14 protein-coding genes are annotated in these 21,528 nt (G+C 48.9%); 13 read left to right on the plus strand and 1 reads right to left on the minus strand.

Annotation, left to right across the window (positions count from 1 at the left end; all coding sequences use genetic code 11):
• The first annotated feature begins 3 nt into the window (after positions 1-3).
• Positions 4-771 (plus strand): hypothetical protein, encoded by a 768-nt coding sequence (locus ACLTOH_RS03260; RefSeq protein WP_022312211.1) that lies wholly within the window; start codon positions 4-6, stop codon positions 769-771.
• A 74-nt stretch (positions 772-845) separates the two neighbouring features.
• On the opposite strand, the gene ACLTOH_RS03265 is transcribed toward ACLTOH_RS03260, so the two are convergent.
• Positions 846-2,072, minus strand: a complete 1,227-nt coding sequence (locus ACLTOH_RS03265; RefSeq protein ID WP_022312210.1) for an SGNH/GDSL hydrolase family protein — start codon at positions 2,070-2,072, stop codon at positions 846-848.
• Positions 2,073-2,279: 207 nt separating this feature from the next.
• Between ACLTOH_RS03265 and ACLTOH_RS03270 the strand changes: the two genes are divergently transcribed.
• The 12 genes from ACLTOH_RS03270 to ACLTOH_RS03325 all read left to right on the plus strand — a co-directional run bounded on the left by ACLTOH_RS03270 (position 2,280) and on the right by ACLTOH_RS03325 (position 21,438).
• Positions 2,280-5,042 (plus strand): GH25 family lysozyme, encoded by a 2,763-nt coding sequence (locus ACLTOH_RS03270; RefSeq protein ID WP_412223368.1) that lies wholly within the window; start codon positions 2,280-2,282, stop codon positions 5,040-5,042.
• Between the two features lie 393 nt (positions 5,043-5,435).
• The gene (gene rfbB, locus ACLTOH_RS03275; RefSeq protein WP_412223370.1) at positions 5,436-6,521 is read left to right on the plus strand and encodes a dTDP-glucose 4,6-dehydratase; all 1,086 of its coding nucleotides are present in this window, start codon (positions 5,436-5,438) and stop codon (positions 6,519-6,521) included.
• A 97-nt stretch (positions 6,522-6,618) separates the two neighbouring features.
• Complete coding sequence (gene rfbA / locus ACLTOH_RS03280; RefSeq protein WP_118502335.1) at positions 6,619-7,488, plus strand: glucose-1-phosphate thymidylyltransferase RfbA; 870 nt, start codon at positions 6,619-6,621, stop codon at positions 7,486-7,488.
• The gene (locus ACLTOH_RS03285) at positions 7,478-8,770 is read left to right on the plus strand and encodes a glycoside hydrolase family 25 protein (RefSeq protein ID WP_412223371.1); all 1,293 of its coding nucleotides are present in this window, start codon (positions 7,478-7,480) and stop codon (positions 8,768-8,770) included. Before rfbA ends, ACLTOH_RS03285 begins: the two co-directional genes overlap by 11 nt.
• Before the next feature lie 31 nt (positions 8,771-8,801).
• Entirely contained in the window at positions 8,802-9,374 is a 573-nt protein-coding gene (rfbC, locus tag ACLTOH_RS03290; protein ID WP_117467090.1) for a dTDP-4-dehydrorhamnose 3,5-epimerase, read from the plus strand.
• Positions 9,361-10,353 (plus strand): ABC transporter permease, encoded by a 993-nt coding sequence (locus ACLTOH_RS03295; protein WP_022313583.1) that lies wholly within the window; start codon positions 9,361-9,363, stop codon positions 10,351-10,353. Before rfbC ends, ACLTOH_RS03295 begins: the two co-directional genes overlap by 14 nt.
• A 152-nt stretch (positions 10,354-10,505) precedes the next feature.
• On the plus strand, positions 10,506-12,032 hold the full coding sequence (locus ACLTOH_RS03300) for a hypothetical protein (RefSeq protein ID WP_412223373.1): 1,527 nt from the start codon (positions 10,506-10,508) through the stop codon (positions 12,030-12,032).
• Positions 12,033-12,037: 5 nt separating this feature from the next.
• Positions 12,038-13,378: an ABC transporter ATP-binding protein gene (locus tag ACLTOH_RS03305; RefSeq protein WP_227063620.1), complete on the plus strand. Its 1,341-nt coding sequence runs from the start codon at positions 12,038-12,040 to the stop codon at positions 13,376-13,378.
• Between the two features lie 3 nt (positions 13,379-13,381).
• Positions 13,382-15,454 (plus strand): methyltransferase, encoded by a 2,073-nt coding sequence (locus tag ACLTOH_RS03310; protein ID WP_412223375.1) that lies wholly within the window; start codon positions 13,382-13,384, stop codon positions 15,452-15,454.
• 13 nt (positions 15,455-15,467) lie between these two features.
• Complete coding sequence (locus ACLTOH_RS03315; RefSeq protein ID WP_412223376.1) at positions 15,468-17,501, plus strand: glycosyltransferase family 2 protein; 2,034 nt, start codon at positions 15,468-15,470, stop codon at positions 17,499-17,501.
• A gap of 51 nt (positions 17,502-17,552) precedes the next feature.
• Positions 17,553-19,619 (plus strand): glycosyltransferase family 2 protein, encoded by a 2,067-nt coding sequence (locus ACLTOH_RS03320; RefSeq protein ID WP_412223377.1) that lies wholly within the window; start codon positions 17,553-17,555, stop codon positions 19,617-19,619.
• A 97-nt stretch (positions 19,620-19,716) separates the two neighbouring features.
• Positions 19,717-21,438: a phospho-sugar mutase gene (locus tag ACLTOH_RS03325; protein WP_118502324.1), complete on the plus strand. Its 1,722-nt coding sequence runs from the start codon at positions 19,717-19,719 to the stop codon at positions 21,436-21,438.
• The last annotated feature ends 90 nt before the right edge of the window (positions 21,439-21,528 follow it).

Below are 21,528 nucleotides of genomic sequence, written 5' to 3' on the forward strand. Positions count from 1 at the left end.
AGAATGGATGCTTTAAAGCTGTTTCAGGAGTATATGGGGACCGGACTGATCGTTCTGTGGTTCCTGGTGAGTCTGCTGTATCTGTGGCTCACAGAGAAAAGAAAATATATCCGGGTGATGTTTCTTTATGTGCCGTTAGTATTGCTGCTTGTCTTTTTTAATCCGCTGGTGGCGAAGATCGTCTCTCAGATGGCGGATGGGGAAATCTATTACCGGATCCTGTGGTTGTTGCCTGTGACACCGGTGATTGCTTTCGGTACGGTGCAGCTTTGTGGAAAACTCGCCGGTAGAAAAAGATATGTGGGGATAACGTTGGCTATTGTGCTGTTTACGATATCCGGCAGTCTGATCTACAGGAATCCCAATTTTCAGAAGGCGGAAAATGCGTATCATGTACCCCAGAGCGTTGTGGATATCTGTGATACCATTGAGGTTCCGGGCAGAGAAGTCATGGCGGCATTCCCGGGAGAACTGCTGCAGTATGTGAGACAGTATTCCAATGTGATTTGTATGCCCTACGGCAGGGACATTATGGTGAGCAAGTGGACGGTGCAGAATGATCTTTATGATGTTATGGAGCAGGAGGTCATTGATGCACAGGAGCTGGCAGAACTGGCCAGAGAAGAGGCCTGTGCCTATGTGATCCTGTCGGAAGATAAAAAACTGGTGGGGAAGATGCAGGATCAGGAATTTGAAGAATTCGGAAGAATGCACGGATATGTGATCTACAAAGATTCCACAGTGGATCTGTATTACTTTATGAAGGAATGAGATTTCAGGAAAAAACAAGTGGCTCCCGGAGCAGCAAAGTAACTGGCTGCTTCGGGAGCCTTTTTTGACCGGAATTATTTTTCCTGGGATGCATAATCCTTGGAATAGTAATTCAGGAAGTATTCAAAACGTTTGGCAATGAGCTTACGTCCTTTTACATTCAGGTGCAGATTGTCGACAAGATATTCATCGGCATTGTCTTCGGTAATGCTGCCGTACAGGTTATCCATGAAGGATACGCTGTGGATATTGGCGGAGTAACATTCCTTGATCACATAAGTGGATAAGACATCACGGCCGTTGTAAATATACATATCGGAGCTTACATAGTCGCCGTTCTCATCCACAGCATATGCATAGGTCGGAGACATAACGATAATGCGGATCTGGGGGTAATAGTTCTGCAATACTTCAATGCTGGCCTCCAGATTGCCGGTAAACTGCGTGGGATCCGTGGGATTCTCATCACTGTACATGGCATTGCCGGACAGATAATCGGTAGCATCATACATAATGGCAACGGTGTCGATCGTGTTGAAATCCAGAGTTTTCAGTGTGTTGATTACTTCCTCTGCTTCGGCCGGTGTCTTGTCGCCCAGAGCATTGGCTGCATCGGTGTAGTAGCCATCCAGAGGAACCCCAACGGCCAGGTTCACCAGCCAGTAGAGACAGTAAGCATCCATGGGGGCAACGGTGGGGTCGTAGTTTAACTGCTGTGCAGCAAGGTAACTTCCGCTGATGGAACAGTTATAAACGGTGGTATCGGTCTCTTTGGCGATCAGATTGGCCAGATTGTCGGAAGAGTCCCTGTCATCTGCGAAGGGAGCATTTCCGAAGACAACGATATTGGAAGCATCATTAATGATCATCTGACCGTTTTCGTCGGTCAGGGGAAGGATGGAATCCCAACTGTCGTCGTAGGAACCCTGTCCGTCCTTGAAGATGTCGGACTGGCTGATCCTCTGTCCCCAGTGTGTGACGCGGTATCCTACCACGCCGACAACAATAAGAAGCACGAGAGCAAACAGTACGTGAAAATTCAGAAAGCGCCGGATACCGGCAGGGGCCGCAGACTCTTCGCCCTCAGGGATTTCTTCATCGGCATCTACGTAAAGGTCTTCTATGTCGTCATCGGAATCGGTATGGAAATTGTGCACAGAACCGGAACGAGTATTCCCGGAATGGAAATTACCAGAATCTGTGTCTTGCATTGTGTCGTTTTCCAGATCTACAATCTCAATATCCGGCATGTCATTCACAGAAGATGCGTGGATATTATGGTTGTTATTGTTTCGTTTCATGTATTCTCTCCGTTTCAGGTAATTCAATAATGTAGTGGTAAAAAGAGTTATATTGATTTTACTATTATACGAAAAGAAAGTCCATAATATTAGAAAGATTTAAGAAATTCTGAAGAAATGGGTGAATGCCTTGATGTGGGGAAAATACAATGCTATAATGTTACGGAATTGTTACACCGAGAATTATGAGCAGAAGGGATAGATCAGATGAAAAAATTATTTAACCATACAAAACGTCCGGACCGTAACTGGGAAGAAGACGTACAGGATGGTTACGATTGGGATGAGGAAGAATATACCGGAGAAGACGACGGCGAGGAATACTATGCCGATGAGGAAGAGTACACCGGAGAAGAAGACGGCGAAGAGTACTATGCTGATGAGGAAGAGTACACCGGAGAAGAAGACGGCGAAGAGTACTATGCTGATGAGGAAGAGTACACCGGAGAAGAAGACGGTGAGGAGTACTACGCCGATGAGGAAGAGCACACCGGAGAAGAAGACGGTGAGGAGTACTATGCTGATGAGGAAGAGTACACCGGAGAAGAAGACGGTGAGGAGTACTACGCCGATGAGGAAGAGCACACCGGAGAAGAAGACGGTGAGGAGTACTATGCCGATGAGGAAGAGTACACCGGAGAAGAAGACGGTGAGGAGTACTATGCCGATGACGTGGAGTACATCGAAGAGAGTGACGATGAAGAGTATTATGCCGACGAGGATTACGAGGAAGAGCCGGCTCCCACGGGCAGGAGAAAGACCGGGGGCAAAAAGCAGGGCGGAATTGCTGTAATCTGGGCAAAATTCCTGAACCTGAGTACCATGGACCGGATCATGGCAGCTACCGGAGTGGCGGTACTGATTCTGGCTATCGTGACCGGAAGTGTCTATGCCAGTGCCCGGGCAGTGGATGGACAGGTATCGGAGTTCGTCAGCGTGGGAACACAGCTGGACGGCATCCAGATGATCGGTGAGCAGGGACTTCTGGCAGTGGCAGACGCACAGATGGCAAAGATCGCGGCAGCCAATGCGGTAGAAGAAGATCCGGAAGAACAGAAGGAATATGAAGAGGCAGAGTACACCAACGGCGGTACGGTAGAACTGGAGCTGGTCTCTGTACAGAAGGATCTGAAGATCAAATTCAACAATAAAAAGACCGGCAAGCTGATCTCCAACGTACCCTTCAGCGTAACCATCACAGATCCCAACGGCAAGACCGAGACCTGGACTGATGACGATATGGACGGTATTATCTATAAAAAGGGTATTACGCCGGGGAATTATTCCGTAGCGGTAAACGCACTGACGGATGATAAATACAAGGACTATGTTCTGCCGACAGCAGCACAGAAAGTAGAAGTAAAGAAAGATATCGCCTATAAAAAGGTCGATGTCTCCAATGAGATCAAGAAAGAATCTGAGATCAATGCTGCAAAAGAGGATACACAGATCAAGGATACTACTGTAGAGTCCACACTGCAGGATACTGTGCAGTGGGTGGCAAGTACCGCGACTGCCAATACTTATAAAGAAGTATCCAAGGATACCATTACCGATCCGGAGACCGTAACGGTGGCTTACAGCGGTAAGTTCCTGCGGATGGCAGAAGTGTCTCCTACAGCAGAACCAACAGCGGAACCTACAGCAGAACCTACAACAGAGCCCACAGCAGAACCTACAAAAGAACCGACAGTAACCCCGACTGCAGAGCCCACAGCGACTCCGACAGTAACCCCGACGGCAACAGCAACCCCGACGGCAACAGCAACCCCGGCGGCAACAGCAACCCCGACAGCGGCCCCTACGGCAACTCCTACAGCGACTCCTACGGCAACCCCTACAGCGACTCCGGCGGCGACAATTACTCTGGATAAAACGGCAGTGACGACTTATCAGAAGGCAACGGATACAGTTACCGCAAATGTCAGCGGAAGTGGAACCGTAAGTGCGGCTTCCAGCGATACCGGTATAGCAACTGTGGCTGTAAGCGGCAAGACCATTACTATCACCGGTGTGAAAGCGGGAAGTGCTACGGTAACGGTAACGTATACAGAAGGCAGCAACAAGGTGGAAGCCAAGTGCACAGTAACAGTAAAGGCTTCCAATGCGAGAGAAGATAAAACTACCAGGCTGAAAGACAAGAGCGGTGTACAGCTGTATGTACAGGATGGTGACAGCTATCGTGAAGCAGTCAATGCGGATTACTTTACTGCCTCTAAGTTCTTTATCAAAGGTGATGTGAAATACACCGGATGGCAGACACTGGACGGAAAGCTTTATTTCTTTACAGCGGATGGCAACAAGGTTACCGGAGAACAGGTCATTCAGGGCGCAAAATACAATTTTGCCAGTGACGGATCTCTGGTAGTTGGTTCCGGCACCATGGGAATCGATGTGTCCAAGTGGAATGGAAAAATTGACTGGAACGCCGTGAAGAATTCCGGTGTCAGCTACGTGATCATCCGTGTGGGTTATCGCGGTTCCTCTCAGGGAGCACTGATCGATGACCCTACCTTCAAGACCAACATCAAGGGAGCTACGGCAGCAGGGCTGAAAGTGGGTGTATACTTCTTTACCCAGGCAGTGGATGAGGTCGAGGCAGTACAGGAAGCCTCCATGGTACTGGACCGTATCAGCGGTTACAAGATTTCCTATCCGGTATTCCTGGATGTGGAAGGAAGCGGCGGAAGAGGTGATAAGATCGATTCCGCTACCAGAACGGCAGTATGTAAGGCATTCTGCAATACCATTCAGAATGCAGGATACACCGCAGGTGTGTATGCCAACAAGACCTGGCTCAGCCAGAAGATGGATGCAAGTGCACTGAGTGGTTACAAGATCTGGCTGGCCCAGTATGCAGCAGCACCCACCTACACCGGACGCTATGATCTGTGGCAATACAAATCCACAGGAAAAGTCAGCGGCATCAGCGGCAATGTGGATCTGAACCTCAGCTACCTGGGATATTAAGATTTGCAATAAAGCCCAGACCGACTGCTTGCAGGCGAGGCTGGGACTTTATTAGCAAATCAAACACACATGAGCATGTAGGACGATAGTCCGGAATGCGAATGGGTGTCACGGGTCCGAGAGCACGAAGTGCGGAGGAGCCGTGTTAATACCCGGCGCTAAGAATGACGATAGTCCGGAATGCGAATGTGTGTCACGGGTCCGAGAGCACGAAGTGGGGAGGAGCCGTGTTAATACCCAGCGCTAAGAATGCCGATAGTCCGGAATGCGAATGTGTGTCACGGATCCGAGAGCACGAAGTGCGGAGGAGCCGTGTTGATATCCTGCTTGTTTTATGGTAAAATATCCCTATCTATAACAAAAAATGTGCGCTGAACGCAGAACGGAGAAAAAATGAGAACTTATCTGGTAACAGGAGGGGCCGGTTTTATCGGTTCCAACTATATTCATTACATGTTTAAAAAATACGATAATAAAATCCGTATCATCAACGTGGATGCACTGACCTATGCAGGCAATCTTGAGAATCTCAAGGACGTGGAGAAGCGTGAGAACTACACCTTTGTAAAGGCTAATATCTGTGACAAGGATGCCATCAGCAAAATTTTCACAGAGAATGATATCGACCGTGTGGTACATTTTGCGGCAGAAAGCCATGTAGACAGAAGTATCCGCAACCCGGAGATCTTCGTACAGACCAATGTCCTGGGTACTGCAGTGATGCTGAACTGTGCCAAGGCAGCCTGGGAGCTTCCCGATGGCAGCTTCAAAGAAGGCAAGAAGTTCCTGCATGTATCTACAGATGAGGTCTACGGATCTCTTCCCGATGATGACAATGCATTCTTCTATGAGACCACTCCGTATGATCCCCACAGCCCTTACTCCGCAAGTAAGGCAAGCTCGGACATGTTGGTGAAGGCATATATGGATACCTATCATTTCCCTGCCAACATTACCAACTGCTCCAACAATTACGGCCCTTTCCAGTTCCCTGAGAAGCTGATCCCTCTGATCATCAATAATGCATTGCATGGCAAAAAGCTTCCGGTCTACGGTGACGGTAAGAACGTCCGTGACTGGCTGTATGTGGAAGACCATGCTAAGGCTATCGATATGGTACAGGAACAGGGAAGACTGTTCGAAACCTACAATGTGGGCGGACATAATGAGAAGCAGAATATCGAGATCATCCACATTATCATTGAGACTCTGCAGGAGATGCTTCCGGATTCCGATCCCCGCAAGGCACATATTAACAACGACCTGATCACTTACGTGGAGGATCGTAAGGGACATGACAGAAGATATGCCATTGCACCGGACAAGATCAAGGCAGAGATCGGCTGGTATCCCGAGACCATGTTCAAGGAAGGCATCCGCAAGACCATCGCCTGGTACTTCGAGCATGAAGACTGGATGAATAATGTGACCAGCGGTGATTACCAGAAGTACTACAATGAGATGTACGAAGAAAAGTAAAGAATACCTGTTAAATGGGAACGATGAACGTCGTTCCCATTCGGTGTGTTAAAAAACAAGTAAAAAGAAGCCCGAAAAGGGCGGATCGGAGGACGAAATGAAAGGAATTATACTGGCGGGAGGTTCCGGAACCAGACTGTATCCCCTGACAAAAGCGATTTCCAAGCAGATCATGCCGGTGTACGATAAACCCATGATCTATTATCCCCTGTCAACACTGATGCTGGCAGATATCAGAGAGGTATTGATCATCTCCACCCCAAGAGACCTTCCGGTATTTCAGGAATTGCTGGGAGACGGCAGCCAGCTGGGCATGCGCCTGGAATATGCGGTGCAGGATCAGCCCCGCGGGCTGGCAGATGCCTTTATCATCGGTGCGGATTTCATCGGTAATGACAGAGTGGCACTGGTACTGGGAGATAATATTTTCTACGGACAGAGCTTTTCCGCAGTATTGCGCAGAGTAGCTGCCAGAGAAAAGGGCGCAACTATTTTCGGCTATTATGTGCGTGATCCCAGAGAATACGGTGTGGTGGAATTTGATGAGAACGGCAAGGCACTTTCCATCGAGGAGAAGCCGGAGCATCCCAAGAGCAATTATGCGGTTCCCGGACTGTATTTCTATGACAATGCTGTAGTGGAGATCGCAAAGAATGTAAAACCCTCTGCAAGAGGAGAGATAGAGATCACCAGCATCAACAACGAGTACCTGAACAGAGGCAGTTTACAGGTAGAGACACTGGGAAGAGGCTTTGCATGGCTGGATACCGGCAATCATGATGCCCTTCTGGATGCGGCAGATTTTGTGGCGGCTTTCCAGAAGAGACAGGGTCTGTACATTTCCTGTATTGAAGAGATCGCTTTCAAGCGAGGATTCATTGACAAAGAGCAGCTGCTTGCTCTGGCAGAGCCGCTGCTTAAGACGAACTACGGAAAATATCTGGTAGAGGTAGCAAATGGACTCTAAGCTGCGGAAAATGGCGATTCTGGCCTCCATGGCGGTGATCCTGCTGGTGGCACTACTGGTCATGTATGTCAACAGGGAGCAGTTTACGGCAGCTTCCGGACCGCCGGCATCCGGCACTCAGAATGCCGGAGCGGGTGACAGTGCATCTCTGGCGGAAAATGGCGATCAGGCAGAAGAGACGGTCTCACCGGATGGTCAGATCGGCAATGATCTGAAGGCATTTTTAAAAGATAATACGTTTTTTGATCAGGAAGTAAATCCAATTCTGGAAGCTGCAAAGGATAACAGCAACCGTCTGTCTCTGGTAGCCACCTCCATAGAAAAGGATCTGCGGATCCAGATCGTGGACAACGAAGGAAGTCCGGTGACCGGGGAGAGCTTCTACGTACGGCTGGATGGCCTGGGTGATTACAAGGATCTGGATCAGGACGGTATCATTTACATTGGAGATCTGGATTCCGGAGACTATTATATTGAGCTCCTTCCCATTGAGGGATATAAGGTTCCGGTCAGTGAGACAAGAGTTCACGTCAAGGATAAAGTGGAGTATCTGGCCATTGACGATATTTCCCTGTTGATCAAGACGGAGGATGAAGTGGATGCAGAAGCCGAGGACAGCGCCGTGGCAGATGCTCTGGCAGATGCGGACAAGACAGAGATCCAGAAGCTGCAGACCACGTCCGGTAATGCAAAGGTCGGTATCGATGTCTCCAAATGGAACCAGGAGATCGACTGGGATAAGGTGGAAAATGCAGGAGTGCAGTTTGCCATTATCCGTGCCGGATACCGCGGTTCGGTAACCGGAAGCCTGGTGGAAGATCCCATGTTCGTGACGAACATGAAGGGTGCACAGGCCGCAGGAATTCCGGTGGGCGTATACTTTTTCACCCAGGCTGTGGATGAGAAGGAAGCTGTGGAAGAGGCTTCCGCGGTGATCGAACTGATCCGGGATTACCGGCTGAACTATCCGGTATTTATCGATACCGAAGGTGCGGGCGGTAACGGCCGTGCGGACAGTCTGGATGCGGAGACCAGAACACTGGTATGTGAAGCGTTCTGCAGGACCATAGAAAATGCCGGATACACGGCGGGTGTCTATGCCAGCCGTAACTGGTACAACAATAATCTGCAGACAGCAAGACTGGAAAACTATCATATCTGGCTGGCAGAGTATCGCAGTGTTCCGTTATATCAGGGATATTATAAGACCTGGCAGTATACCTCCAAGGGAAAAGTGGACGGCATCGAAGGTCGTGTGGACATGAATATCACCTACGAATAGTCAATAAAAATAAAGAGTGAGGACGAAATAAATGGGTAAAATAACAGTAGAAACCTGTGAAATTGAAGGATTAAAGATCATTACTCCTACGGTATTCGGAGATGCCAGAGGATATTTTATGGAGACTTACAATTATAACGATTTCAAGGCTGCGGGAATTCCTGAGGTGTTCGTACAGGACAATCAGTCCGCTTCCAAGAAGGGTGTATTGCGTGGACTGCATTTCCAGAAACATTTTCCTCAGGACAAGCTGGTGCGCGTGATCCGCGGAGAAGTCTATGACGTGGCAGTGGATCTGCGGGAAGGTTCCAGGACTTTCGGCCAGTGGTACGGAGTGCTTTTGTCTGAAGAGAACAAGAAGCAGTTCTTTATCCCGAAGAATTTTGCACATGGTTTTCTGGTACTGTCGGATTATGCGGAATTCTGCTATAAATGTACGGATTTCTATCATCCCGATGATGAGGGCGGTATCGCTTACAACACACCGGATATCGGTGTGAAATGGCCGATTCCAGAAGGCATGGAACTGACGCTTTCCGAGAAGGATACCAAGTGGGGCACATTGGAACAGTACGTGAAGGAAAAAGAGAATGAAGGTAAGTAAAAAAGCGGGCATTGCCCTGTTTGTGACAACGGCAGTGATCATGGCAGTACTTATTGTATTCCATAAGAATCCGGGACCTGCGGCGGATCCGGGACAGGAACTGGCCAAGAAGATCATTTCCTGCGTAGTGATCGCGGCGGCATGCGTTGCTTTTATTCACTGGTATGATAAATTCACCGGACTGCCGGTGGAACTGTTCCAGAACCGTCATCTGATCTGGAAACTGGCCAAAAATGATTTCAAAAAAAGATATGCGGGATCTTATCTGGGTGCGGTATGGGCTATGGCACAGCCGGTGGTCACGGTGGCTATGTATTACATTGTTTTTGATAAGATCATGGGTAATACGAGTACTCCCCTGCGGGAGGGTGTGGAAGTACCCTTTGTATTGTTCCTGACGGCTGGGCTTGTACCCTGGTTCTATTTTAGTGAGGCATTAAACAATGGAACCAATGCGCTGCTGGAATATAACTATCTGGTGAAAAAAGTAGTATTTAAGATCAGTATCCTGCCTATCATCAAGATTATTGCAGCCACCTTTATTCATGTATTTTTTGTGTGTCTGCTGTTGATTGTGGCAGCAATTTACGGGTATTATCCTACCATATATACGATACAGATCGTATACTATAGCTTCTGCCTGTTCATTTTTGTACTGGCACTCAGCTATACGACTTGTGCAGTAGTAGTATTTTTCCGGGATCTGTCTCAGATCATCAGTATCGGATTGCAGATCGGCATGTGGGCCACTCCTATTTTGTGGAATCTGGATTCCCTGTCCGGCAATTGGATCACGATTCTGAAGCTGAATCCGCTGGTGTATATTGTAAACGGTTATCGAAGTGCTATTTATGAGAAGGAATGGTTTTTCCAGGATTTCTTTTCCACCATGTATTTCTGGATCGTAACGGTAGTACTGTTCGGGTTGGGAGCCGTTATTTTCAAACGATTGAAGGTACATTTCGCAGACGTGCTATAATACGAATGATTGTTACGATTTCGAGAGTTCGAAGAACGGAGAAATCGTATTATAAAAAACAGAGCATAGCAAAACTTTTATAGATGAAGAACCTTGTGGGGAGGAGCTGCATTACAAAACTGTTGTGGGGAAAACAGAAAGGGTGAAAGTAATTGAAGGGTGCTCGTGAAAAATTTAGAAAATTTTGGTTATGGAAGCCGGGAAAGATCCTGCTGGCCGTGGGATGCTGCGGACTGCTGCTGTTGACGCTGATTCCATTGTTTCGTCTGACAGTCTATGCGGTTCCGTATTATGATGATTACAATTTCGGAAGATTTGCCAGAGCTGCCATGGAGCAGGAACAGTCAAAATGGGCTGCCATCTCCGGTGCACTGGATTGCTCCAGAACGCAGTGGTATGCGTGGCAGGGAACCTATTCTTCTATTTTCTTTATGGCATTGATGCCGGCAATCTGGGGAGAACAGTATTATTTCCTCGGTCCAGTGTTCATCCTGCTGCTATTGCTGGCGGGTACCATGATATTTACCCATGTGATCCTGCGGAAAGTACTGGGCATGGAAAAGTGGACCGGCCTGGCAGCACAGGCAGTGATTACAGTGGCAGTCTTTATGTTTATTTATTCCGCACAGAGTGGCTTCTACTGGTATAACGGCGGAGTTCATTACGTGGGAATGCACGGCTTTGGATTGTTGATGTTGTCTGTGGCAATCTGCCTGGAGAGAGCAGAAGGAAGAACTGCTGCCGGGCTGCTATTTACGGCCTCGGTGCTGCTTTCCATGATCACGGCCGGAAGCAATTTTGTCACGGCATTGCAGGGACTTTTATCGCTGTTGACGATTCTGTTTATAAGTGTGGTAGTGGAACACCGGAAAAAGGGACTGTGGCTGTTGCCTGCTACGCTGGTATACATTATAGGATTTGGGCTGAATGTAGCGGCACCGGGCAATTCCGTGCGGGCCCGCAGCTATGTCGGCTGGGGATACAGTCCCCTGGAGTCCATCGGCAGATCTTTTCTGGAAGGAGTAAAACATCTTCCAGAGTTTACGGGATCTATTGTTCTGATGGTAATGGTGATGCTGTTACCCCTGATCTGGCAGGCACTTAAGGAGACGGAGTATCGTTTCCGGTATCCGGGAGTCGTACTTCTGTGGTCCTTCTGCCTGTATGCCACCGGTTACACCCCAAGCCTGTATTCCCTCGGACATGCCGGATTATCCAGAACTCTGAATGCGGTGAAGATCACATATTTATTGCTGTTGTTCCTGAACGAAATATACTGGTGTGGCTGGCTGCAGCAAAGACTGCAGAAGAAGGCATCAGGCAGCGCGGCAAGATGGCTGGCGAACTGGAACGGAGCCGCAGTGTGGTGGTTTTATGCGATTATGGGTCTGGAATTTATCATGATCTTTCAGGTGTCACCCAATCAGGCAGGACATTATTCGGCTTATGGGGCCTATTACTATGTGCATACCGGAGAAGCGTATAATTTCCATCAGGAATATCTGGAACGGGTGGAGAAGCTATTGGGAGATGAGGATGATGTACAGCTGCAACCTTATCACTACAAGCCCTGGTTTTTGTGCATGGGAGACCTCTCGGAGGATGAAAATAACGAGGCCAACCGTTCTCTGGCCATATGGTATGACAAAGACAGTGTAACGCTGATAAGCGAGGATTAAAATTGATGCAGGAAAAGAAAAAGCTGGCCATTGAAGTCGATAATGTCCAGAAGATCTATAAACTATATGATAAGCCCTCAGATCGGATGAAGGAGGCTTTCGGCTTCGGAAAAAAGACGAAGCATAAGCTTCACTATGCCCTGAAGGGTGTGGACATGAAGATCTATCAGGGAGAAACGGTGGGTATTATCGGTACCAACGGTTCCGGTAAATCCACGATCCTGAAGATCATCACCGGTGTATTGAATCCCACTTCGGGAAGAGTGCTGGTAAATGGCCGTATTTCCGCTCTGCTGGAGCTGGGTGCCGGATTCAATATGGAATATAACGGCATTGAAAATGTGTATCTGAACGGGACGATGATGGGATTTTCCGAGAAGGAGATCGAGGCAAAGCTTCCGGAGATCTTAAGTTTTGCGGATATCGGAGATTACGTCTATCAGCCGGTGAAGACTTATTCCAGCGGTATGTTCGTCCGGCTGGCCTTTGCGGTGGCCATCAATATCGAGCCGGAGATCCTGATCGTGGATGAGGCTCTGAGTGTCGGTGACGTATTTTTCCAGGCAAAATGTTATCATAAATTCGAAGAATTCAAGAAGATGGGCAAGACCATTGTGTTCGTCAGTCATGATTTGAGCAGTATCAGCAAATATTGTGACCGTGTATATCTGCTGAATCAGGGAAATATCCTGGGCGAAGGCAGTCCCAAGGCTATGATCGACACCTACAAGAGGGTATTGGTGGGACAGTATGACGGCCAGGAGAGTGTGGGAGAAGAGACTGCCAGTCTGCTGGATGATGAAGACCTGCAGAGAGCAGCTGCCCAAAAAGCAGATGAGAAGGGGACCGATGCTTCCCAGGCTTCCATGGAGGCCAAGGGGCAGAATCCCAATGCCCTGGAATACGGTACGAAGCAGGCACAGATTGAGGAATTTTACATTACGGATGACAGAGGGGTTCCCACCAATGCGATCCTGAAGGGCAGTATGTTTACCATCCATATGCGGGTTCGTTTTATGGATCATATTCCGGCCCCCATTTTTGCATTTTCTGTAAAAAACGTCATCGGTGTGGAGATCACCGGTACAAATACCATGATTGAAAAGGCTTTTCTGGACAGCGTGGAGCCGGGAGAGGTGAAAAATGTGACTTTTACCCAGAAGATGAACTTACAGGGTGGTGAGTATCTGCTGTCTCTGGGAGTGACCGGCTACAATCAGGATACCTTCGAGGTATATCACAGACTGTATGATGCCTTGAATATTACGGTGGTATCGGACAAGAATACCGTAGGATATTATGATATGGATTCCGAAACAAAAGTATGGGATGCGGAGGAGAAGTAAGGAATGACAGAGACCATCGGGAAGATCACACTGAATCTGGATAAATATCCCGGCGAGGATTATTATTGCGACGGCAGTGTGGAGGACGAGATCTTAGACATTGTAAAAAAATACAGTACGGTGGAATATGACAGGATCATTGCGGAGCGAAAGAGCTGGCCGATCCTGTATCATTTGTCTGCTCTCCGGGAAAATATCGTGGATTTCCTTCCCATACAGAAAACAGAGAAAGTGCTGGAAGTGGGCAGTGGATGCGGAGCCATCACGGGTGCACTGGCAAGAAAAGCCGGGGAAGTGACCTGTGTGGATCTCTCGAAGAAGCGCAGCCTGATCAACGCCTGCCGCCACAGCGAATGTGAAAATGTGACGATCCATGTGGGCAATTTCACGGATGTGGAACCGGAACTTCCCGCAGACTATGACTATATCTGTCTGATCGGTGTTTTTGAGTACGGACAGGCTTACATAGGCGGCAAGACGCCTTACGAGGATTTCCTTAAGATCCTACAGAAGCATCTGGCACCGGACGGCAGGATCGTGATTGCCATTGAGAACAAATACGGATTGAAATATTTTGCCGGATGCAAGGAAGATCATCTGGGCAGCTGGTTTTCCGGCATTGAAAATTATCCGGAGGGCGGTGTGGTACGCACGTTTTCCCGGAAAAAGATGGAGCGCATTTTCGATGCCTGCGGTGTGAGAGAACGCAGTTTTTATTATCCGTATCCCGATTATAAATTTATGACCACAGTCTATTCCGATGCTTATCTTCCAGGACGTGGAGAGCTGTCCAACAATCTGCGGAATTTTGACCGGGACAGAATGCTGTTGTTCGATGAGAAGAGTGCTTTTGACGGAATTGTGGAGGAAGGATTGTTTTCCGTTTTTTCCAATTCCTATATGGCGGTGATCGGAGCACCTCTGGATCTGAAATATGCCAGATATTCCAATGACCGTGCGGAAAGCTTCCGGATCCGCACCGAGATCCTGCGGGACAAGGAAGGCTGTAAGACGGTCCGAAAATATCCGCTGACAAAAGAAGCGGAAGCCCATGTGCGTCATATGCCGGAGGCTTATGAAAAATTGAAGGAACGGTATGCGGGAAGCAGTCTGGATGTCAATGTCTGCCATCTGGGAGAAGAGAACGGCATACCTTATGCGGAATTTGAGTTCGTGCCGGGCAGACCGCTGTCGGAACTGATGGACGAATGCCTGGACAGACAGGATGTGGAGGGATTTCACAACCTGTTTGCAGAATATCTGGAGAGAGTGGGCTACGGGGAGGATGTGCCGGTGGCAGACTTTGATCTGATCTTTGCCAATATTCTGGTGGATGGTGACCACTGGACACTGATTGATTATGAATGGACTTTTGACCGTCCCATAGAGACCAGAGCTCTGGCCTTCCGGGCTGTATACTGTTATGTACTGGAAGATGAAAGACGTAATGCACTGGAACTGGATCGTATTCTGGATCGTCTGGGCATCACGGAAAACGAAGCCAGCCAGTACAGAGAGCAGGAGATGGAATTTCAGAAATATGTGACCGGACAGAAATTGTCCATGGGTGAGATCCGCAATCTCTTAGGCGGCGAAATTTATAAGCCCACGGAATGGATCGGACGGTTCCGTCAGACGGAGGGAGAACTCAGGGTACAGATCTATGAGGACAGGGGACAGGGATTTTCCGAAGAAAATTCTTATTTCCCGGAGAACGTCTATGCAGAGGAAAAACAGGCGGAATTTACGGTGAATTTCGATGGAAATGTCCATTATTTACGGCTGGATCCGGCCATGTGCGCCTGCGTGTGTAAAATCCGGGAGCTTACCATGAACGGACAGCCGGTTCCTGTGCAGGACAAAAAGATCGTTACCACCAATGGAAAAATCTTAAAGTCCGCAGACGGTGCGGAGCATCCCAGCGTGGTATTTCCCACGGAGGATCCGAATCTGACGATCCGGGTGGATGCATTGGACAGAAAGGCAGAGAACATCCTGACTGTGAAAATGGAGATCGTGCAGATTCCCCTTGCTGTGGCAAGTGACATGGCGGGAGCGGTGAAAAAATTTTTCTAAGGAGACAGGAAACTTGAGCATTCGGACGTCAGTAAAGCAGATGCTTGTCAGACAACAGGATAAAAAGTATGAAGCAGAACTGGCAAAGCTGCGGGTGACCTACGCGCAATGGGCTGCGGAGCAGGAAAAAAAGATTGCGGAAACAGTGGTCACAGAGATCGGGGAAAGAGCCGGTCTTGCGGAATTCGTGATCTACAGGCAGCAGAACGGACAGCTGGCGGAAAATGCTGTGGAGCGGATCAATGCGTATTTTGTGAAGCATCCGGAGGCAGAGATCGTCTATGGAGATGAAGATCTGCTGTCAGAGAACGGAGAGCGTGTGATCCCCTGGTTCAAGCCTTGCTGGGCTCCGGATACCTACCGGGCTTTCTTCTATGTGGGAAGCGTCGTGGCAGTGCGGAGCAGACTGCTGCAGAAACTGGGGGAGCCCGGGGTTGTGACAGAAGGAGAGAGCACCGGCAGGGAAATAGTATTTTCGAAAGCGGAAGAGATCCGTCCCCTGATGGACCGGCTGTTTCTGGCGGCCGGTGGATTTGAGAGAGGCTGTCATACCATTGGACATCTGGAAGAAGTGCTGTTTCACGGCACTTTTGGTACTGCGGGAATCGGACTGCAGGGACCGGCAGAAACCAGCCGGGAGAAAGCGGAAGATGAGCAGAACCCCTGGGAAGAGTACCGGACGGCAGCGGAATCCGCAAAACTGTCCGTGGAACTGGCGGCCAAAGCGGCAGAGGAAGCCAGAGAACTGTTCGCCAGAGAGCTTAGGGTCTCTGTGATCATTCCTTCCAAAGATAATCCTTCCGTACTGGGAAAATGTCTGCGGTCGCTGACGCAACGCCCGGAGGGCAGTGTTCCGGTGGAAATCCTGCTGATAGATAATGGAAGTAACGAGGAAAACAGGAAAAAAACAGAACAGCTGGTGGAAGAAATCCGGACAGCCGGAACACCGATCCGGTATGTATATGAGCCTGCGGAGTTCAATTTTTCCACCATGTGTAATCGTGGCGCAGAACTGGCAGATGGCAAGCTGTTGCTGTTCTTAAATGATGATATTGAATTATGTGAGAATGACTGGCTGGATAAAATGGTGTCCAGAGCCTTGCAGCCTTATGTGGGCAGTGTGGGACTGAAACTTTATTATCCGGATTCCGTGAAGATCCAGCATGACGGCATTGTCAATCTGCCGGTGGGACCGGTGCATAAGCTACAATTTATGGAGGATGACAGAAGCTACTATTTTGGACGGAACCGTTTTACACAGGATTGTGTGGCCGTGACGGGAGCCTGTCTCCTGATCCGGACAGAGGTGTTCCGGGAGGCCGGAGGATTCCGGGAAGTGTTGCGGGTAGCCTATAATGATGTGGAACTGGGCTTCCGGCTTCTGGAAATGGGATACTACAATGTGGTGTGGAACGACCGCTTTGCATATCACCATGAATCTCTCAGCCGGGGAAGCGATGAAAGTCCTGAGAAAATGCAGCGTCTGGTACAGGAGAGAGAACTGCTCTACCAGATGCATCCACAGTTCCGGGGAGAGGATCCTTTTTACCCGAAGGGGCTGAACCGGGAGGGACTGGACAGCCGTGTGGTTCCGGCATATCTGACAGATCGGAATGTTTTACAGGAGCCTTTCTGGAAAAGGGGACTTCCTGGCGGAGAGGAATTACAGAAGATCCGCAGGGATAACTGTCTGATGGCCAGAGTAGAGACAGCGGGACCGGAACGGATCCAGGGATATAGTGTGATTCTGGGGGACGACAATGCCTGCTATGAGAAATATCTGTTACTGCTTCCGGACGGGGAAGCAGAAGAGAAGAGTATCCGGTCCATGAAATTACTGCCTGCCTACCGGCAGGAACTGGAGGAAAATCTTCCGGATCAGAAAAATGTGGCATTGGGCGGCTTTTGTGTCCTCAGAGAAGGAGAACAACTGCCGGCGGGAAACTATACGATCGCTGTTCTTGTGGTGAATCGTGTCAGCAAGCTGAAACTTTGGAATACTACGGGAAAATATCTGACCGTAGAGCTTCCGGCAGCAAAAGAATAAAACAGATGCATGATCCGCTAAAATGCGGTGAAAGCATCACGGAGGAGACATATGTCAGAGAGCAACACCGAGATCAATTATAAGGAAGCCTACGAGAGAGAGCATGAAAAATGTGCGGATCTGGCGGACAAGATCGTAGTACTGGAATCGGAGAAGGAAGATCTGCAGTTCAAACTGGACCGGATCAAGAAAAATAAATTCTGGAAGGCTACAGGACCTGCCAGAAGTGTGATCCATTTTGCCCAGAGACAGAAGGAACGGCTGTCTCATTGCGGCGGTCCCAAAGATATTCTGCGGAAGATCCGTAACAAGAGTCACCAGAAGAGCCTGATGGAATCCTACGGTACCGGAAGCTTTCCCGATGCGGAGCAGAGGAAGAAAGAGGAAGAAACGGTATTCCCCTATATGCCGAAGATCAGTATTCTCGTGCCGTTGTGGAATAACAAGAGAGAGTTCCAGATACAGATGCTGGACTGCGTCATGAACCAGACCTATCAGAACTGGGAACTGTGTCTGGCGGACGGTTCCGATGCGGAACATGCTTACATCGAAGAACTCTGCAAGGAGTACGCGGCGAAATCAGATGGCCGTATTGTATATAAGCACCTGGACCATAACGGAGGTATTTCCTACAACACCAATGAGTGTTACAAGCTGGCCACCGGAGACTATATCGGACTGTTCGATCAGGATGACATTCTGCATCCTTCCGTATTGTATGCCTATGTCAAGGAAATCAATGAACAGGGTGCGGATTATCTGTACTGTGATGAGACCACCTTCCAGGAGGACAATATTAATAAAATGCTGACCATGCATTTTAAGCCGGATTATGCACCGGATAATCTGCGGGCCAACAATTATATCTGTCATTTCAGCGTCTTTTCCAGAAAACTTCTGGAAGGCGAGGAACTGTTCCGTACGGCTTTTGACGGTGCGCAGGACCACGATATGATCCTGCGTCTGACGGACAGAGCACAAAAGATCGTACATGTGCCCAGACTGATGTATTACTGGAGAAGCCATGCGGGCAGTACCGCCGCCAGTATTGACGCAAAGCCCTATGCCATCGAGGCGGCAAAGGGTGCCGTGGCGGATCATCTGAAAAAGCATGGATTCAAACATTTTCAGATCACCAGTACCAGAGCCTGTGCCACAATTTTCCGGATCCGCTATCAGATTCTGGGAGATCCGAAGATCTCCATCGTGATCGCCAACAAGGATCACGTGGAAGATCTGAAGAGATGTATTACTTCTATTCAGAAGAACAGCACCTGGAGCAACTACGAGATCATCGTGGTGGAGAACAACAGCACCACACCGGAAATCCGGGATTACTATTCCCAGCTGCTGGGATTGTCCGGCAATGATTCCTACGCAGAGAGATGCAAGCTGCATACCGTCTGCGGTCATGACGGCGGGATTCTGCACAGCGAGGACGGCCGGATCTCTGTGGTGACCCATCATGGTGACTTTAATTATTCTGCTGTAAATAATCTGGGAGTATCCTATGCCACCGGAGATTATATCCTTTTGCTGAACAATGATACGGAAGTGATCACTGCCAACTGGATGGAAGAGATGCTGATGTATGCACAGCGGGAAGATGTGGGTGCCGTAGGTGCAAAGCTGTATTATGCGGACAAGACGATCCAGCATGCCGGTGTAGTCATCGGACTGGGGGCACATCGCACCGCAGGACATACCCATTATCGTATTCCGGTACAGAACCTCGGCTACATGGGACGCCTGTGTTATACCCAGAATGCCACGGCAGTGACCGGAGCATGTCTGTTGGTGAAAAAGAGTCTGTATGAGCAGGTGGGAGGACTGGACGAGAGCTTTGTGATCTCTCTGAATGACGTGGATTTCTGCCTGAAACTGCGCAAACTGGGACTGCTGAATGTATGGACCCCTTTTGCGGAACTGTATCATTATGAATCTATTTCCAGAGGTCTGGATGATCAGGGAGAGAAGGCGGAGCGTTACAACAAAGAATCCGAGCATTTCCGTGAAAAATGGAAGGCAGAGCTGGAAGCAGGAGACCCCTATTACAACCCGAATTTCTCTCTGGATCGCAGTGACTATGCGCTGAGAGATCCGGTTAGCGGACGTTAAATTGCTCTTTTCAGTAAAGGTAATCTATGGTAGAATAATGGCGGAGAGCGTTTACTGAAGAAGGATAAAGATAGCGATAAAACAGGAGGATAGGAAAATGAGTTATATGGACGAACTGAATTTCTGGTTGAATGATGATTATTTTGACCAGAAGACCAAAGATGAACTTCTGGCAATCCGCAACAACGAGGCAGAAGTGGAAGATCGTTTTTACAAGGAACTGGAATTCGGTACCGGCGGTTTACGTGGCGTGATCGGTGCAGGAACCAACCGCATGAACGTATATACCGTTCGTAAGGCAACTCAGGGTCTTGCTAATTATATCATTAAGCGCGGCACCCAGAGCAAGGGTGTGGCTATCGCATTTGACTCCCGCCGCATGTCTCCCGAGTTTTCCGATGAGGCAGCAAGATGTCTGGCAGCCAATGGCATCAAGGCATACATTTTTGAATCTTTAAGACCTACCCCGGAACTGTCCTTTGCCCTTCGTACGCTGGGATGTACCGCAGGTATCGTAGTGACTGCAAGCCACAACCCTCCTGAGTACAACGGCTACAAAGTATACTGGGAGGACGGCGCACAGGTAACCGCTCCTATTGATAAGGACATCATCACCGAAGTACAGGCCATCAAGGATTATCATACCGTGAAGACCATGAGCAGAGAAGATGCGGAAAAAGCAGGCCTCTATCAGGTGATCGGTAAAGAGATCGATGACAAGTACATGGCTGAGCTGAAGAAGCAGATCATTCATCCCGATGTTATTCAGGAAATGGCTGATGACATCAAGATCGTATATACTCCGTTATGCGGTACCGGTAACAAGCCGGTAAGACGTATCCTGTCCGAGCTGGGATTTAAGCACGTCTATGTAGTTCCCGAACAGGAGAATCCGGATCCAAACTTCACCACACTGGATTACCCGAACCCTGAGGATCCCAAGGCATTTACATACGCACTGCGTCTGGCCAAGGAGAAGGATGCGGACATCGTTCTGGCAACCGATCCCGATGCAGACCGTCTGGGTGTGTATGCCAAGGATACCAAGACCGGCGAGTATGTGGCATTTACCGGTAACATGTCCGGTATGCTGATCGCAGAATATATCCTGAGAGAGAAGACTGCTACCGGCACTATGCCCGAGAATCCCGCACTGGTAACCACCATCGTTACCACCAATATGACCAAGCCCATCACCGAAGCTTATGGTGTAAAGCTGATCGAAGTACTGACCGGCTTCAAGTTCATCGGTGAGCAGATCAAGTTCTTCGAGCAGACCGGCAGCAACAATTATGTATTCGGTCTGGAAGAGAGCTACGGCTGTCTGGCAGGTACTCATGCAAGAGATAAGGATGCAGTTGTAGCAGTTATGTGTCTGTGTGAAGTGGCGGCTTACTGCAAGAAGCACAACATGACTCTGTGGGATATGATGGTATCCATGTATGAGAAATACGGTTACTTCAAGGAGACCCAGTACACCATTACCATGAAGGGTATCGACGGTGCAAGACAGATCGCCGAGATCATGGATAAGCTTCGTAAGAATCCGCCCAAGGCATTCGGTGACCTGAAAGTGGAGAAATTCCGTGACTATCTGAACGATGTAGTCATCGACATGGAGAGCGGCGAGAAGAGCACTACCGGACTTCCCAAGTCTAATGTCCTGTATTTTGAGCTTCCCGACAATGCATGGTGCTGCGCCCGTCCTTCCGGAACCGAGCCCAAGATCAAGTTCTACATGGGTGTTAAAGGTAACAGCATAGAGGATGCACAGGCCAAGGTAGAGAAGCTGACCGAGGATGTAAAGGCTGTACTGTAACCACCATGAGCAAATAGCATGCAAGTATGTTATTCAGGAAAGCTCTGGAAGAGCGATTTTGCGAATGGGGTTCTGAATAGTTAATGTTAT

Origin of the sequence: Waltera sp., assembly GCF_046969025.1 — a bacterium.
Classification (GTDB): Bacteria; Bacillota; Clostridia; order Lachnospirales; family Lachnospiraceae; genus Acetatifactor; species Acetatifactor acetigignens.